This window comes from Methylobacterium sp. J-077, from assembly GCF_022829365.1.
Taxonomy (GTDB): domain Bacteria; phylum Pseudomonadota; class Alphaproteobacteria; order Rhizobiales; family Beijerinckiaceae; genus Methylobacterium.
In genome coordinates this window covers 16,629-32,681 of sequence record NZ_JAKSYJ010000165.1, presented here as the reverse complement: position 1 = coordinate 32,681, position 16,053 = coordinate 16,629, and the positions used below count along the sequence as shown (strand labels likewise).

At 67.8% G+C, this 16,053-nt stretch carries 17 protein-coding genes; 6 read left to right on the top strand and 11 right to left on the bottom strand.

Annotation, left to right across the window (positions count from 1 at the left end):
- Window positions 1–12 precede the first annotated feature (12 nt).
- From MKL11_RS20155 to aspS, 4 genes are read right to left on the bottom strand one after another with little or no spacing between them, the layout of a single operon-like run.
- On the bottom strand, window positions 13–342 hold the full coding sequence (locus MKL11_RS20155; protein WP_243946775.1) for a hypothetical protein: 330 nt from the start codon (window positions 340–342) through the stop codon (window positions 13–15).
- Window positions 339–1,415, bottom strand: a complete 1,077-nt coding sequence (locus MKL11_RS20150) for an acyltransferase family protein (RefSeq protein WP_243946773.1) — start codon at window positions 1,413–1,415, stop codon at window positions 339–341. Before MKL11_RS20150 ends, MKL11_RS20155 begins: the two co-directional genes overlap by 4 nt.
- Entirely contained in the window at window positions 1,412–2,284 is an 873-nt protein-coding gene (locus MKL11_RS20145) for a glycosyltransferase family 2 protein (RefSeq protein WP_243946771.1), read from the bottom strand. The genes MKL11_RS20150 and MKL11_RS20145 overlap by 4 nt, the downstream gene beginning before the upstream one ends.
- Window positions 2,285–2,306: 22 nt before the next feature.
- Window positions 2,307–4,151 (bottom strand): aspartate--tRNA ligase, encoded by a 1,845-nt coding sequence (gene aspS / locus MKL11_RS20140; RefSeq protein WP_243946769.1) that lies wholly within the window; start codon window positions 4,149–4,151, stop codon window positions 2,307–2,309.
- A gap of 133 nt (window positions 4,152–4,284) precedes the next feature.
- On the opposite strand from aspS, the gene MKL11_RS20135 reads away from it, so the two are divergent.
- The 6 genes from MKL11_RS20135 (at window position 4,285) to xoxJ (ending at window position 10,636) form a co-directional block, all read left to right on the top strand.
- Entirely contained in the window at window positions 4,285–4,680 is a 396-nt protein-coding gene (locus MKL11_RS20135; RefSeq protein WP_243946767.1) for a hypothetical protein, read from the top strand.
- A gap of 62 nt (window positions 4,681–4,742) precedes the next feature.
- A complete protein-coding gene (gene rnd, locus MKL11_RS20130; RefSeq protein WP_243946766.1) occupies window positions 4,743–5,930 on the top strand; it encodes a ribonuclease D in 1,188 nt (395 codons plus the stop codon).
- Between the two features lie 183 nt (window positions 5,931–6,113).
- Window positions 6,114–6,401 carry a hypothetical protein gene (locus MKL11_RS20125; protein WP_243946763.1) on the top strand — a complete coding sequence of 96 codons (288 nt, stop codon included), beginning with the start codon at window positions 6,114–6,116 and terminating at the stop codon, window positions 6,399–6,401.
- Between the two features lie 839 nt (window positions 6,402–7,240).
- Window positions 7,241–9,046 (top strand): lanthanide-dependent methanol dehydrogenase XoxF1, encoded by a 1,806-nt coding sequence (xoxF1, locus tag MKL11_RS20120; protein WP_243946761.1) that lies wholly within the window; start codon window positions 7,241–7,243, stop codon window positions 9,044–9,046.
- A 133-nt stretch (window positions 9,047–9,179) separates the two neighbouring features.
- Window positions 9,180–9,791: a c-type cytochrome, methanol metabolism-related gene (locus tag MKL11_RS20115; RefSeq protein ID WP_279600607.1), complete on the top strand. Its 612-nt coding sequence runs from the start codon at window positions 9,180–9,182 to the stop codon at window positions 9,789–9,791.
- Entirely contained in the window at window positions 9,791–10,636 is an 846-nt protein-coding gene (gene xoxJ / locus MKL11_RS20110; RefSeq protein ID WP_243946759.1) for a rare earth element methanol dehydrogenase accessory protein XoxJ, read from the top strand. The genes MKL11_RS20115 and xoxJ overlap by 1 nt, the downstream gene beginning before the upstream one ends.
- 134 nt (window positions 10,637–10,770) lie before the next feature.
- On the opposite strand, the gene folK is transcribed toward xoxJ, so the two are convergent.
- The 7 genes from folK to pqqC form a co-directional block, all read right to left on the bottom strand.
- Window positions 10,771–11,241 carry a 2-amino-4-hydroxy-6-hydroxymethyldihydropteridine diphosphokinase gene (folK, locus tag MKL11_RS20105; RefSeq protein WP_313900766.1) on the bottom strand — a complete coding sequence of 157 codons (471 nt, stop codon included), beginning with the start codon at window positions 11,239–11,241 and terminating at the stop codon, window positions 10,771–10,773.
- Window positions 11,238–11,615: a dihydroneopterin aldolase gene (folB, locus tag MKL11_RS20100; protein ID WP_243946757.1), complete on the bottom strand. Its 378-nt coding sequence runs from the start codon at window positions 11,613–11,615 to the stop codon at window positions 11,238–11,240. The genes folK and folB overlap by 4 nt, the downstream gene beginning before the upstream one ends.
- Complete coding sequence (folP, locus tag MKL11_RS20095; protein ID WP_243946755.1) at window positions 11,612–12,448, bottom strand: dihydropteroate synthase; 837 nt, start codon at window positions 12,446–12,448, stop codon at window positions 11,612–11,614. Before folP ends, folB begins: the two co-directional genes overlap by 4 nt.
- Window positions 12,449–12,586: 138 nt before the next feature.
- Window positions 12,587–12,949, bottom strand: a complete 363-nt coding sequence (locus MKL11_RS20090; RefSeq protein WP_243946753.1) for a hypothetical protein — start codon at window positions 12,947–12,949, stop codon at window positions 12,587–12,589.
- Window positions 12,930–13,595 carry a hypothetical protein gene (locus tag MKL11_RS20085; RefSeq protein WP_243946908.1) on the bottom strand — a complete coding sequence of 222 codons (666 nt, stop codon included), beginning with the start codon at window positions 13,593–13,595 and terminating at the stop codon, window positions 12,930–12,932. Before MKL11_RS20085 ends, MKL11_RS20090 begins: the two co-directional genes overlap by 20 nt.
- Before the next feature lie 56 nt (window positions 13,596–13,651).
- Window positions 13,652–14,797 (bottom strand): pyrroloquinoline quinone biosynthesis protein PqqE, encoded by a 1,146-nt coding sequence (gene pqqE, locus MKL11_RS20080; RefSeq protein ID WP_243946751.1) that lies wholly within the window; start codon window positions 14,795–14,797, stop codon window positions 13,652–13,654.
- Complete coding sequence (gene pqqC / locus MKL11_RS20075) at window positions 14,794–15,879, bottom strand: pyrroloquinoline-quinone synthase PqqC (RefSeq protein ID WP_243946749.1); 1,086 nt, start codon at window positions 15,877–15,879, stop codon at window positions 14,794–14,796. The genes pqqE and pqqC overlap by 4 nt, the downstream gene beginning before the upstream one ends.
- Between the last annotated feature and the right edge of the window lie 174 nt (window positions 15,880–16,053).

Genomic DNA, 16,053 nt, shown 5'->3' with positions numbered 1-16,053 from the left:
GTCAACATTTTCCTATTCTTGAGTCGGCGGTTGCATGTCCGCAGCTTTGGACGCGCGAGCCGCAAAATCCCGCAGCGCCGCCGCGATCATTACCTTGAGTTGGCTCGGCCGCTTCGGCGTCGCCACCACGAGGCTCGTCACGACCTCCGGATGGCTCCGCCGCTGCCGCGGCCGGCGCGCATGGTTGGACAGGCGAAGGGTCGCGTCATGGCCCGGACGCGCGAGGTAGAGGCTGTCGCCGCGCTCGTTCCGGGCGACGATCGTGAAGCCCTGGGCCTCCAGCAGCCTTGCCGCCGACGCTAAGGCAGCGGCTGGCGGGAGCAGCCTGTCGGGATCCGTCATGGTCCCGCCGGCTCGATCGTGCCGAGGCGCCGCCGCCCGAGCGCCCGCGCCTTCAGCGCCAGGGCCGGCCGCTCGATCCCGTACCACGACAGGGCCGCCACCGGCAGGGTCAACGCGAGGGACGGGGCGAGCAGCGCGACCCCGGAGAATTCCGGCCACAGGGCGTGCAGGGACTGCTGCACCGGCCAGCCATAGAGATAGATCCCGTAGGACAGGTCCGCGGGCGGATCGAACAGCCCCCGCGCCAGGGGTCCGAGGGCGAGCCAGACCACACCGTAGGCCTCCACCAGGAACAGCAGGGCCGGATAAACCGGTGTCCGCGCCAGGACAAAGGCCCCGAAGGCGAGGCAGGCGAGGGCCCCCCCCGAGACCCGCAGGTGCGCGCGCCAGAGATAGAGGCCCGCACCCACCGCGAAGATCAGGGGCAGGCGCAGGGCAGTCTCGGTGCCCTTGGGCAGGTCGGAACCCCGCAGGCCGCCCAGAATGACAAGCGCCAGTGCGAGCCCCGCGACGATCGCCAGGGCCGACCAGCGCCGCCGGAGCAGACCGCACACGGCCGCGGCGAGGACGCCGAGATAGCACAGCACCTCGTATTTCAGCGTCCAGACGGTGCCGAGAGGCGCCCGGTACGGGTTGTCCGCGAACACCCCGGGGAGGGCGGCGTTGCTTTTGAAGGTCGTCAGCGTCCCGCGGATGAACGACCACAGGCCCGGATCGCGCCAATACTCGGCGACCGGTAGCTGGGTCAGAACCGCGCCCAGGCCGAGGGACACCACGAGGGTCGCGGCCACGAGCCCCGGCAGGATCCGCAACGTCCGGGCGATGGCGTAGTCGCGGATGCCGCGCCGGTCGCAGCTCATGGTCACGAGGAAGCCCGACACGGCGAAGAAGCCGTTCACCGCGTGCTCGCCGAGGGTGTAGCCGGTCAGCCGGGCCAGGGGCTCGTCCCCGGCGGCGCCGGTGGCGACGCTGAAGGCGTGGGACACCACCACGGCCACGGCCAGGGCCAGCCGCAGACCGGTGAAGCCGTTGCGTCCGCTGCCGAGGGCTTCGGCGATGGTCGGGGCGCTCATCCGGGCAGCTCCTCGCGGGCGAGCGCGGTCCGGCCGCGCAGGAAGGCGAGGGCGCCGGCCGCCGAGCCGCCGTAGCGCTCGACGCCGGCCCGGCGCAGGACCAGGGCCGAGAGCAGCGCCTTCGGCAGGTTGGTCGTCAGGGTCGCGGGGCTCGGATCGGGCAGGCCGTATTTGCGGCTGACATAGGCCCGCGACCACGCCTGATGCCAGCGCGTGCGGAACACACGGCCCCGCTCCGGCGCCGAGGACCGGCCGCGGCCGTGCAGCACCTCGGCGCCGTGGACATGGACCAGGGCGCGGCCGGTCTCGGCGACGCGCCGGCACAGGTCGTCGTCCTCGTAGAACAGGAAGATGTTTTGGTCGAAGCCGCCGAGGTCGAGGAACAGGGCGCGCGCGATCATTAAGCACGCTCCGGACAGGAACGGTGCGCAGGCATCGCCCCCGGGCAGCGCCAGGCGGCCGCTCGGATTGGCGAGATACGGCGCGAGCAGCGAGCGCGCCTGGTAGAAGAACCGGCCGTCCGGCTCGATCAGGCGCGGCGCCAGCAGGCCCGCATCCGGCCAGGCACGGGCGGCGGCCAGCAGGGCGTCGACGGCGCCGGGCCACAGGACCACGTCCGGGTTGACGATGAGGACCCGCTCCGCCGTCTCGGCCGCGGCGACACCGCGATTGTTGGCGCGTCCGTAGCCCTCGTTGCGGGGGTTGCGGATCACCCGTGCGCCGGCTGCCTCGGCGACAGCGACGGAGGCATCGCGGCTTGCGTTGTCGACAACGATCGCCGGTACGTGCTGGCCGGCCAATGCCGCGAGGCAGGCCGGCAGCACCTCGGCGCTGTCGTGGGCGACGACGATCGCGACGAGGCCGACCATCGCGGGTCGGCCCGTCCGGGCCTTACGCCTTCTTCTCGGGCAGGTTCAGGCGGATATGCAGCTCGCGCAGCTGCTTGGGCGTCGCCTCGGAGGGGGCGCCCATCATCAGATCCTCGGCGCGCTGGTTCATCGGGAACAGCACCACCTCGCGGATGTTCGGCTCGTTGCACAGGAGCATGACGATGCGGTCGACTCCCGGGGCGATGCCGCCGTGCGGCGGGGCGCCCATGCGCAGGGCGTTGAGCATGCCGCCGAACTTCTGCTCCAGCACCTCGCGGCCGTAGCCCGCGATGGCGAAGGCCTTCTCCATCACGTCGGGGCGATGGTTCCGGATCGCGCCCGACGACAGCTCGATGCCGTTGCAGACGATGTCGTACTGGAACGCCTTGATACCCAAGATTGTCTTGGTGACCGGGCCGCTCTCGTCCTCGGATGCCAGCGCATCGAGGTCGAACTTCAAAAAATCCTCGCGGTCGATGTTCGGCATCGAGAACGGGTTGTGCGAGAAATCGACCCGCTTCTCCTCCTCGCTCCACTCGTACATCGGGAAGTCGGTGATCCAGCAGAACGCGTACTGGTCCTTGTCGCACAGGCCCAGCTCGTCGCCGATCCGGATCCGGGCCTTGCCGGCGAGCGCCGCCGCCTTGGCCTCGGTGCCGGCGGAGAAGAATACCGCGTCGCCGGCCTTCGCGCCGGTCTTCTGCGCGATCAGGGCCTGGACTTCGGCCGGGATGAACTTGGCGATCGGCCCCTTGCCGGTGAGCTGGCCGCCATCGTCCTCGAACACCACGTAGCCGAGCCCGGGCGCGCCCTCGGAGCGGGCCCAGTCGTTGAGCTTGTCGAAGAACGAGCGCGGCTGCGCGGCCGCCCCCGTCGCCGGGATCGCCCGGACCACGCCGCCGGCCGCGATCACGCCCTTGAACGCCTTGAACGCCACGTCGTCCCGGGCAAATTCATCGGTGACGTCGGCGATAATGAGGGGATTGCGCAGGTCCGGCTTGTCCACGCCGAATTTGAGCATCGAATCCGCGAAAGTAATTCGCGGGAACGCCGAGGTGACACGCTTGCCCTCGGCGAACTCTTCGAACACCCCGCGCAGGACCGGCTCCACCGCCTGGAACACGTCCTCCTGGGTGACGAAGCTCATCTCGATATCGAGCTGGTAGAACTCACCCGGCGACCGGTCGGCCCGGGCGTCCTCGTCACGGAAGCAGGGGGCGATCTGGAAGTAGCGGTCGAAGCCCGCGATCATCGTCAGCTGCTTGAACTGCTGCGGCGCCTGCGGGAGCGCGTAGAACTTGCCGGGATGGACTCGCGACGGCACCAGATAGTCGCGCGCGCCTTCCGGCGAGGACGCGGTCAGGATCGGCGTCTGGAACTCGAAGAAGCCGCCGTCGCGCATCCGGCGGCGGAGCGCATCGATGATCGCCCCGCGCTTCATGATGTTGGCGTGGAGTTTGTCCCGGCGCAGGTCGAGGAAGCGGTAGCGCAGCCGCGTCTCCTCCGGGTATTCCAGGTCGCCGAAGACCGGCAGCGGCAATTCGCCGGCCGGGCCGAGCACTTCGAGGTCGTCGATATAGACCTCGACCGCTCCGGTCGGCAGCTCGGCATTCTCGGTGCCGGCGGGCCGGGTCCGGACGCGGCCGTCGATCCGCACCACCCATTCCGAACGGGCGACCTCCGCCGCCTTGAAGGCCGGCGAGTCGGAATCGACCACGCATTGCGTGAGCCCGTAATGGTCGCGCAGGTCGATGAACAGCACGCCGCCGTGATCACGGATGCGGTGGCACCAGCCGGAGAGCCGGACGGTCTGTCCGACATCGGACGGGCGGAGCGCCCCGCAGGTGTGGGAACGGTAACGGTGCATGACGGGCTTCTTCTCTGGGAAGGCCGGCACCATTCACGCGAGGCCCCCCAAGTCAAGCAGAAGACGCCGGAATCCGGTGCCGAGCCAGGCCGCGGATCTACCGGCCGGACCAGCCGATTCCCATATGATGTCCATGAGTCAGAACGCGTTTTCCGTTTCCATGGGCGGCTCCGCCCGACCCGTCGAAAGCCCGGCCGGTGCGTGGCGGACGCTGCCCCTCGATGGCCATTTCGACCTCGTCTACGAGGACGCGACCGGCGTTTGGAGCAACCGTTCCCTGTCGGCCCGCGAACTGAAGCTCGGGCCCGGACGGACGCTGCTCGGGGGTATCGACGGGCGCCGGGGCGGCTATCGCGGTTTCCGGGTCGACCGGATCCGCCGTCTCACCGACGCGGCCACAGGCGAGCGCATCGAGACCGGCATCCTCGACCGCCTGCTCAAGCGCGCCGAGGCTCAGCGCCGGGCCGACGCGCTGCGGATCCGCCGACGGACCCGGGCGCGCGACCCCGGGGCGAAACCGACCTTGTGAAACATGGGGACCTTCGCGTCGGCGGCTCCCCATAACCGCGGTGGTTGCGTATAGCCGGATTCATGGACCTGATCACGACCACCGCCGCGCTGCACGACATCTGCGCCCGCCTCGCCGAGCAACCCTTCGTGACCGTCGACACGGAGTTCATGCGCGAGACGACGTATTACCCGAAGCTGTGCCTGATCCAGATCGCGGCGCCGGACGGCACCGGTGTCCTGGTCGATCCCCTGGCGACGGGGATCGACCTGCAGCCGTTCATCGACCTGATGGCGGACGAGCGGACCGTGAAGGTGTTCCACTCCGCCCGCCAGGACCTCGAGATCATCTGGCTGATGGGCGGGATCCTGCCGCAGCCGTTCTTCGACACCCAGGTCGCCGCCATGGTCTGCGGCTACGGCGACTCGGTGTCGTACGAGCAGCTGGTCAACGACGTGGCCAAGGCCAAGATCGACAAGTCCTCGCGCTTCACGGACTGGTCGCGGCGCCCGCTCTCGGAGGCCCAGCTCAGCTACGCGCTCTCGGATGTCACCCATCTCGTGAAGGTCTACGAGGTGCTGGTCGCCGAGCTGCTGCGCACGGATCGCGGCGCCTGGCTCGACGAGGAGATGGCGGTCCTCACCTCGCCGGAGACCTACCGGGCCGAGCCAGCCCAGGCCTGGCGGCGGCTGTCCGGGCGGATGCGCAAGCCCCGGGAGATCGCCGTGCTGATGGAGGTGGCCGCCTGGCGAGAGAGCGAGGCGCAGGCCCGCAACGTCCCGCGCGGGCGCGTCCTCAAGGACGAGGCGGTGATCGATGTCGCCTCGGCGGCACCGCGCAACGCCGAGGCGCTGGGCCGGCTGCGGACGATCCCCGCCGGGTTCGAGCGCTCGCGCACGGGCGCCGACATCCTGGCCGCCGTGGAGCGCGGCCTGATCCGGGACACCGGCGACATCCGCATGCCCGAGCGGATGCGCCGGAGCGGCGGCAACGGCGCCATCGTGGAACTGCTCAAGGTGCTGCTGAAGGCGGTCTGCGAATCCGAGGCCGTCGCGCCCAAGATCATCGCCACGGTCGATGACCTCGAAGCGATCGCGGATGACGACACCGCCGAGGTCCCGGCGCTGCAGGGCTGGCGACGGACCCTGTTCGGCGACAAGGCGCTGGCCCTGAAGCAGGGCCGCCTGGCGCTCTCGGTGGAGAACGGGCGCATCGTGGTTCGGGACCTGGAGCCCGCGACGGCGACGGACAGGCCGGACGCAGTCCAGTAGCGCGCCCCAGGCCTCGCCGGGGATACCAGATCGGTCATTTCGCCGGGACGGCGGCGGCGGGTTTCGCGGCCGACGACGCGGACGGATCCGGAAGCCGCACGGTCGTGCAGGCGTGACACGTCGCGGTGGCAGGATTAAGTGGCAAGAGTGATTGCCACTTAATCCTGCCACCGCGTCCCGCGTATGTTCGAGCCGAACGAGATCCTGACGACGCTGACCGGACGCGGCCTCGTCACGGCCGAAGGGTGCGGCGCCGTACGCGTCCGCTACCGCGTCGTGGTCGAGCGCCGGCAGGGTGGGCTCTTCGCCTATGGTGATCTCCACGGCAGCCATGCCGGGCTGCGGCCGATCTGGCTGGAGCCGGACGCGCAACTCCGTCTCAAGACCGGCCGACGCCTCGACATCTCCCTGACGGACCTGGTCGGCGACACCGCCGAATTCGAGAGCACCGGCGCCATCGGAGTCTTATAAGAGCCCGACATCCTGTAGGCTCCGGACCTGCATCGCGAGCGCTGGAGACTTGCAGGGATGCTCAACCCATCAAGTTCTCATCTCGGCCGCGCCTGCGGCGCCGGGGACTGATCAGAGTCATTTATCGAAATCCTTCGGATTTCTGATCATCGCGCCGGCGCCATGCGTCGCAGACAGGACGGCGGACCGACGTCGATACGACATCGGCTGCCCGGACGATTCGGTCATCACAGCCTCGCGAGGCATCGGCACAGATCGCCCGGCACGGACCGATCACAACCCATGCGGCGAGAGGGCGCACAGCATACAACCGGTAAAGACGCCCGGTTTTCGCCCGCGCAGCCATTCCGCACCGCACGCCCGCGAGCCGTCGAATCAAGCGGCGGATTCGCACATGCCCAGGTCGATCCACGCAGCAGAAGCATAATGGAAGCGGCGATACTCTGTGGGCTTGCAAGTCTTGCATGGAAAACCCGCGAGCTCGCACGAGTTCACGCGAAACACCTCCGGCCGCGCTTGTGCACCGCACCATTCCTTTTGCGGAGCAATGACATTCCAGTGTCGTTTGTCATGTGAAAAGAAGCTTTCACCGTGTGTTCAAGCCTCGAGAACAGCGAGTTGACGGCGCTCAAAAATCTCTTAAGGTCCGGGCAAGCTTCGGTTTCGAGGGGGCCGCCTCAGGGATGGCGGCTCCTGGCTACGGGATCTTTTGATCTCCTCAAGTCCGCTAGGCCCGCTACCGAAGCGTCCATCCCTGTCGCAAACAGTCAGGTCGGAGTCCGAGCGACGCCACTCTCTCAGCGCGTCTGAATGGCTCTTAAGACTTGTTGGAGGAACCCATGAGAGCGGTACATCTCCTCGCGCTCGGCGCAGGTGTCGCGGTAGCCGCCGCGCCGGCCCTGGCCAACGAAAGCGTTCTGAAGAGCATCGCCAATCCGGCGGAACAAGCGCTTCAGACGGTCGACTACGCCAATACCCGTTATTCCAAGCTCGACCAGATCAACGCGTCGAACGTGAAGAACCTCCAGGTCGCCTGGACCTTCTCGACCGGCGTGCTGCGCGGCCACGAGGGCTCGCCGCTCGTGATCGGCAACATGATGTACGTGCACACGCCGTTCCCGAACATCGTGTACGCCCTCGACCTCGACCACGAGGCCAAGATCGTCTGGAAGTACGAGCCGAAGCAGGATCCGTCCGTGATCCCGGTCATGTGCTGTGACACGGTCAACCGCGGCCTCGCCTATGCCGACGGCGCCATCCTGCTGCACCAGGCCGACACCACCCTCGTGTCGCTCGACGCCAAGACCGGCAAGGTGAACTGGTCGGTGGTCAACGGCGACCCGAAGAAGGGCGAGACCAACACCGCCACGGTTCTGCCCGTGAAGGACAAGGTCATCGTCGGCATCTCGGGCGGCGAGTTCGGCGTGCAGTGCCACGTCACCGCCTACGACCTGAAGACCGGCAAGAAGGTGTGGCGCGGCTACTCCGAGGGCCCGGACGATCAGATGCTGATCGACCCCGAGAAGACCACCTATCTCGGCAAGCCGGTCGGCAAGGATTCGTCGCTGAAGACCTGGGAAGGCGATCAGTGGAAGACCGGCGGCGGCTGCACCTGGGGCTGGTTCTCCTACGATCCCAAGCTCGACCTGATGTATTACGGCTCGGGCAACCCCTCGACCTGGAACCCCAAGCAGCGTCCGGGCGACAACCGCTGGTCGATGACCGTCTGGGCGCGTAACCCGGATACCGGCGTCGCCAAGTGGGTCTACCAGATGACCCCGCACGACGAGTGGGATTACGACGGCATCAACGAGATGATCCTCACGGATCAGAAGATCGACGGCAAGGAGCAGCCGCTCCTGACCCACTTCGACCGTAACGGCTTCGGCTACACCCTGAACCGCGAGACCGGCGCTCTCCTGGTCGCCGAAAAGTTCGATCCGGCCGTCAACTGGGCGACCAAGGTCGACATGGACAAGGGCTCGAAGACCTACGGCCGGCCGCTGGTCGTGTCGAAGTACTCGACCGAGCAGAACGGTGAGGATACCAACTCCAAGGGTATCTGCCCGGCGGCGCTGGGGACCAAGGATCAGCAGCCGGCGGCCTACTCGCCCAAGACGCAGCTGTTCTACGTGCCCACCAACCACGTCTGCATGGACTACGAGCCGTTCCGGGTGACCTACACCCCGGGCCAGCCCTATGTCGGTGCGACCCTGTCGATGTACCCGGCCCCGAACTCGCACGGCGGCATGGGCAACTTCATCGCCTGGGACGGCGTCAACGGTAAGATCAAGTGGTCCGACGCCGAGCAGTTCTCGGTGTGGTCCGGTGCTCTCGCCACCGCCGGCGACGTGGTGTTCTACGGAACGCTCGAAGGCTACCTGAAGGCTGTCGACGACAAGACCGGCAAGGAGCTGTTCAAGTTCAAGACGCCGTCGGGCATCATCGGCAACGTGATGACCTACCAGCTCAAGGGCAAGCAGTACGTGGGCGTCCTGTCGGGCGTCGGTGGCTGGGCCGGCATCGGCCTCGCGGCCGGCCTGACCGACCCGAACGCCGGCCTCGGCGCGGTGGGTGGTTATGCGGCCCTGTCGCAGTACACCAACCTCGGCGGTCAGCTGACCGTCTTCGCTCTGCCGAACTAATCGGCCGCAGGGTTTAGGTGTCGAAATGGTGCCGGCGCGGGTTTCCGCGCCGGCATCCTTGTGATTAGAATCTGTCGTAAGAGGCTGCGGCTCGACGCGAGACGAAGGGCCTCGCTCCAGGGAGACTTACGCGTTGCATAACCTCAGCAACATCGTCACGCGGCCGTTCCTGGCCGCCCTCGCCCTAGCGACCGTGTCCGCGGTTGCCGTACATGCTGAGGATGCCAAGCCTGCCGATCCGGCGCTCGCCAATTCGCTGAACGCGAACGACAAGACCGCCGAGCAGGACCCGAAACTGCTCAAGCAGAACGCTGCCGTTAAGGTCGATGACGGCAAGTATATCGATGCCAACGGCCATCCGACCTTCCACGTCACCGATGACGGCAAGAAGCTCGACTGGTACACCTACTCGGGCTACCGCCGCTATCACGCGGAGTGCCACGTCTGCCACGGCCCCGACGGCATGGGCTCGACCTACGCGCCGGCCCTGAAGGACTCGCTGAAGACCCTCTCGTACGAGGAGTTCATCGGCATCCTGGTGGGTGGCAAGCAGGACGTGAGCGCGTCCGAGCAGAAGGTCATGCCTGCGTTTGGCGACAACAAGAACGTCATGTGCTACTCGGACGACCTCTACACCTACCTCAAGGCGCGTGCCTCGGGCGCGGTCGGCCGCGTCCGTCCCTCCGAGCACGAGGACAAGCCCGAGGCCGCCAAGAAGGCCGAGAAGGAGTGCATGGGCAGCTGATGGCGCCCTTGCTCCGGACTTTCGCCCTCTGCGCCCTGTCGATGACGTTGGCGCAGGGGGCTGCCGCGCAGCATCTGCCGGACACGGTGACCACCGATGTGCTGCGGGTCTGCGGCGATCCCGGCAACATGCCGTTTTCCGAGCGTAAGGATGACGGCTTCGAGAACAAGATCGCGGCGATCATCGCCGACGAGCTGAAGGTCAAGCTCCGGTATTACTGGCTCACCCAGGGCCCGGGCTTCGTGCGCAACACGCTGGGCACCGGCCTGTGCGACCTGATCATCGGTCAGGCCTTCGGCAGCGATCTGGTCCAGACCACGAACCCCTATTACCGCTCCTCCTACGTGCTGGTGACCCGCACGGGCGAGCTCGACGGCATCACCGCCCTCGACGACCCGCGGCTCAAGGGCAAGGCCATCGGGGTGATCGCGGGGACCCCGCCGGTGAACCGGATGGGCGATCTCGGTCTGGTCTCGACCATGAAGGCCTATGCGCCCTACCAGCTCGATCCGTCGCGCAAGTACCAGACGGTCGGCGCCGAGATCATCGGGGCGCTTGCCGCCAAGGAGATCGACGCCGCCGTGCTGTGGGGGCCTGCCGCCGGCTGGCTCGCCAAGCAATCCGGGACGCCGATGACGGTTATCCCCTTGCTCAAGGAGCCGGCGCGTCCGCCGATGGCCTACCGGATCGCCATGGGCGTGCGGCTGGGCGAGAACGACTGGAAGCGTTCGCTCAACACGGTGCTGCGCAAGCGCAAGGCCGATATCGACACGGTGCTGCGCGACTACGACGTGCCCCTCCTCGACGACGAGGAGAACAAGCTCGCAGAACCGAGCGAGCGCTGAAACAACGGGTTTCCAAAGGGCTCAGCCCTTTGGCGGGGTTCGGGGGCGGAGGCCTGATACATCGGGCGAAGCCCCACGACAGGGCTCCGCCCTAGAGCCGCAAAAGGTCGGCGACCTTTTGAAACCGGACCGTTTCAGACACGCTCGATGCCGGCCGGGTCGAGCTTCGCCAATGCGTCGGCCACGCGCTCGCCGCCGATGACGAGGTCCGGCGCGATCTCGGCCAGGGGCACCAGCACGAAGGCGCGCTCGCGCACGTGGCGGTGTGGCAATACCAAGCGGTCGTCGTCCACGGCCGCCCCTTCATAAGCCAGCACGTCGATGTCGATGACCCGGGGCCCCCACCGCTCCTCGCGGATCCGCCCGAGCGTGTGCTCGACGGAGAGGCACGCATCGAGCAGCCCATGCGGATCGAGATCCGTATCCACGGCGACCGCGCCGTTGAGGAACCAGGGCTGGTCGGTCTTGCCCCAGGGCGGCGTGCGATAGTCGGCCGACCGGGCGACCACGGTGATACCGGGCGTCGCGGCAAGCCCCGCAACCGCGCGGTCGAGCATCGCGGTCATGTCGCCGATATTGCTGCCGATCCCGAGATAGGCTCTCACGGGCGCTCTTCCCGCTGACGCGTGATCGCGACGCTGACCCCGTCCAGGATCGCTGGAACCGGAGCGCTCGGCTTGTCGACCTGGACCGTGATCGCGTCGACGGGCGGGAAACGGTTCAGGATGGCGGCAGCGATCGCCTCGGCCAGGGCTTCGATCAGGTTGAACCGGCGTTCGGTGGCGATGTCGACGGCGATCCGGGTCAGGTCCGCGTAGCTCACCGTATGCGCGACATCGTCGGAGCGGCCGGCGGGCGCGAGGTCGAGCCGGGCGTCGAGCGAGATGTAGAAGCGCTGGCCAAGCACCGCCTCCTCGGGCAGCACGCCGTGGCGCCCGAACACCGCGATGCGGGCCACACCGATCCGGTCCGCGCTCATCGGGCCTCCGGCCGCATCACGGCATCGACCACCCGCAGGGCGTCGATATGGGCGGCGACGTCGTGGACCCGCACGATGTCGGCCCCGAGGGTCGCCGCAACGGCATGGGCCGCGAGCGACCCATGGAGCCGATCGGCCGGCCGGGTCTCACGGTCGTGCAGGCGGCCGAGCAGCGACTTGCGTGAGACGCCGACCAGCACTGGAAAACCCAGCGCCCGGATCTCGGGCAGGCGCCGCAGCGCTTCCAGATGCTGTGACCAGGTCTTGCCGAAGCCCACGCCGGGATCGAGCACGATATTGCCCTCCGGGATGCCGGCGCGGCGGGCGATGTCGAGGGAGCGCTCGAAGAAGGCTTGCATGTCGTCGACGATGTCGAGATCCGCGTCGATCGTCTCGCGGTTGTGCATGATCACCACGGGGGCGCCATGCGCGGCCGCCACCGAGGCGATGTCGGGCTCGCGCTGAAGGCCCCAGACGTCGTTGACGATGCCGGCGCCGGCTTCGAGGGCCAGGCGGGCCGTGGACGCCTTGTAGGTGTCGATGGAGATCGGAACCGCCAGACGTGGCGCCAGCGCCCGGATCACCGGCAGAACGCGGGCCTGCTCCTCCTCAGCAGGGACTGGAACATGACCGGGCCGGGTGGATTCGCCGCCGATATCCAGGATCGCGGCCCCCTCGGCCACCAGACGCTCCGCCTGCGACACGGCCGCAGCCTCGCCGACGAACAGGCCGCCGTCGGAGAAGGAATCCGGCGTGACGTTGAGGATGCCCATGACCAGCGTGCGCGACCCGAGGTCGGGCAGCAAGTCGGACAGGCCGGGGGAGGGGGGCACGGATCGGGTCCCGTTCTCAGGAGGGGTTCGGGACCCGGTGTGATCGAAACCACTGGCCGGCGCAACGCCGGCCGTCATCACTGGAGCATGCTGATTCGGGAAAACCGGATTTCACTTTTCGGCAGCATGCTTCCAGCATCATCCGCGATAGCAGCGGATCTCCGCCTCGGCCTGGGCGCGCCGGAGATCCGCGACCTTGTCGTCGAAGATCTTGGTGGATTTGAACTCGTTCGCGCGGTTGCCAACCCCCTGGCGCATGGACAGGACTGTGCTCGCCTGGACGTACTTGTCGTAGGGCAGGATCGCGGCGAGCTGATCGAGGGAGCAGGAGCAGCGCTGCATGCTCTCCCGGGTCTGGCCGTTGGCCGCCATGCAGCCGAAGACGTAATCGACCCGCGCGTCGGTCGGATAGTCGTTCTCCTCGGCCGCCCAGCCGGCCAGACCCGACAGGGTCAGGGCGAGGGCAGCCAGTGCGCCGCGTTCAGCCAGCTTTCTGATCATAGCTCAGCTTCTCCTCAAGCAATTCGCCACCTTGCGGATCCTTCGACGACGCCTCGATGGAAACGATCTGGCCGGGAACCTCCGGGGCGGAGATGAAAGTGTAGGTCATCTTGTCCATGCCGCGCATGCGCTGTTCCATGGCATCGTTGGCGAAGGGCTGCATCTCGACCCGCCAGCCATCGACTTCGCGCCCGCCCACCGTGACCTTCGTCGGCGTCACGGTCGCGCGCTCGCGCAGGCCCTTGCGGATCGCGAGCTTCAGGTAGCGCGGGTTCGCCTCCAGCACCTTCGCCAGCGCGCGCAGATGGTTCTCCAGGAAGAGAGAGACCACCGGGTTGCCGCTCATGTCCTCGAAGGGGCCGGCCGGCACGCGGTTCATCCCGGAAAACATCACGACACTGATGTCGCGCGCCTCGGGACTCTTTCCAGGTTCGAGCTTCAGCGTGACCGTATCCGACAGGGGCGGCCCGAACGGGCCGCCTGCGATGCCAGACCGGCGCAGATAGTCGTACGTGATCGTCGAACCGGGGGCCGCGTTCTTCATCTGCGGCTGGTCGAACAGCAGATCGGCTGCGGAGGGCGGCGCTGCCGCATTGGCCTGGGTGATCGCTGCGGGCTTGGGCGCATCCTCGGCTAGCGCCGGCATGGCGGCCAGCACCAACGTGACCGCCGTCGTGGCAAGAACCTTCACGACAAGAACCTTCACGGGTTGACGTCCTCCTGGAACGGCGACCGGACGTTGCTGCCGATCGTCCGATACACGTAATCCGGCGGCGTCTCGGCCGCCTCTTCGACAGCGAGCGCCCGCACCTTGGCGTGGAGCGGCGAGAGCGAGCAGGCCGGGTCGGTGGCCGCGGCATCCCCGGCAAGCGCCAGAGCCTGGCAGCGGCAGCCGCCCCAATCCTTCTCGCGCCGATCGCAGGAGCGGCAGGGCTCCTGCATCCAGTCGGTCCCGCGATAGGCCGTGAAGGCCGGCGAGTCCCGCCAGATCTCGCCGAGCGAATGGTCGGTGACGTGCCAGAATTCCAGCCCCGGGATCGTCTCGGCCGCGTGACAGGGCAGAACCTTGCCCTGGGGCGTGACGTTCATGAGCTTGCGGCCCCAGCCGCCGGCGCAGGCCTTCGGGTACTTGGCGTAATAGTCCGGCACGACGAGATCGATGACGAGCTGGCCCTTGAGGCGCTCGCGGGCCGCCTCGACGATCCGGATCGAGGCATCGACCTGCGCCTTGTCCGGCATCAGGGCGGCGCGGTTGACGTAGGCCCAGCCGTAATACTGCGTGTGCGCCACTTCGAGACGCTTGGCGCCCATCGTCACGGCGAGGTCGATGAAGCCCTCGACCTCGTGGATGTTGCCGCGATGGATCACGGAATTCAGCGTCAGCGGCAGGCCGAGCTCGACCACCTTGGCGGCGAAGGCGAATTTCTGAGGCTGCGCGTTCTTCAGGCCGCCGATCTTCTCCGCATTCTGAGCGTCGACGCCCTGCACCGAGAGCTGCACGTGGTCGAGCCCGACATCGTACAGGGCCTGGAGCTTGCCCAGGGCGCCGCCGACCCCAGAGGTGATCAGGTTCGAGTAGAGGCCGAGGTCCGCACAGGTCTTGGTGATCTCGACGATGTCGTTGCGCGCCGTCGGCTCGCCGCCGGACAGGTGCACATGGAGGATTCCGAGGCCGGACGCCTCCGTGAGGACGCGCTGCCACGTCGCGGTGTCGAGCTCGCCGGACCGGCGGTCGAGCTCCAGCGGGTTCGAGCAATAGGGGCAGCGCAGCGGACAGCGATGGGTCAGCTCGGCGAGCAGGCCCACCGGGGCAGGAACGTCCGGCCGGTTCGGCGTCAGTGCGTTCATCGCTCCAGGACCCGTTTCTCCGCCAGCCCGTCGAGCATCACGAGGATGTCGGCCTCGATCGCACGCGGGTCGGCCGCGTAGGTCCGACCCAGCTCGTCCGCGATCGCCGCGACGCTGCGGGCGCCGTCCACCAGCTTGAGCACCGCCACGGCGTTGTCGTCGAGGTCGAAGGTCCGCTCCGGGGCGAGCAGGACGTATTTGCCGCGGGTCTCGTCGTGACGGAGCCGCACGCCCCGCGGCAGCCGGGGCTTGTCTTCTGCCGCCATCTTGCGGACGCCGGTGGCTGCCGGAGCGCCAGGCGCCTCCGCGACCAGGCCGGTGCCCGGCGTCCACGCATCCGGCGGGATCAGGCCGGGGGCGACATAGGCGAAGTACAGGGCGTCGAGCTGCGTCCAGAGCACGTTGCACTTGAAGGTCAGCGCGGCCATCGCCTGGCGCTGCAGCTCCGGCGTCGTCGCGTGCGTCTTGACGTAGTCGAGGGCGAAATCGGCGTCGCGCGGCGCCTGGGTCAGGCGCTTGTCGAAATAGGCCAAGGTGTCCTTGGTGATGAAATCGTAGTTCTTCAGCATTCCGGCGACGCGCTCGGAGATGATGGTCGGCGAGAACATCTCGGTGAGCGACGAGGCGATCGCCTCCAGCAGGCTCTTCTCGGCGACGAAATGGACATAGGCCTCGACGGAGAACTTCGTCGCCGAGAGGATGCCGCGGGTCGAGAGCACGTAGTCGCGATCGAAGCCGACGCCCTCGGCCAGCTTCAGCCAGCGCTCGATGCCGCCATCGCCCGGATGGTCGCCGTCATGATCGACGATGCGCTGGCGCCAGATTCGCCTCAGCGACGCGTCGGTCATCCGGGCGAGGACGGCGGCGTCCTTCACCGGGATCATCGCCTGGTAATAGTAGCGGTTCAGCGCCCAGGCCCGAACCTGGTCCTTCGAGAGCTTGCCGTCGTGCAGGAGCCGGTGGAACGGATGCAGGATGTGATACCGGCGGGCGCCGATGTCGCGCAAAGCCGCTTCCAGCTCGTCCGGGCTGAGAAGCCGCTGGCTCTCGGTCGCGTCGGGGGTGGGGAAGACTGCGTTCATGGCGTTTCCGGGATCCGTTCTCGGGTCGCGTTTCCTGTACTCCGATCCCGCCCTCGTTGAGAGCCTCGTCCCGACAGCCGGAGACCATCGTTCGGAACGCGGCTCCGGCGGGGCGAATGTCCGGGCTCGGAGTCGATATAGTGCCGGCGCGGTCTGCACCCAACCACCGGTCGA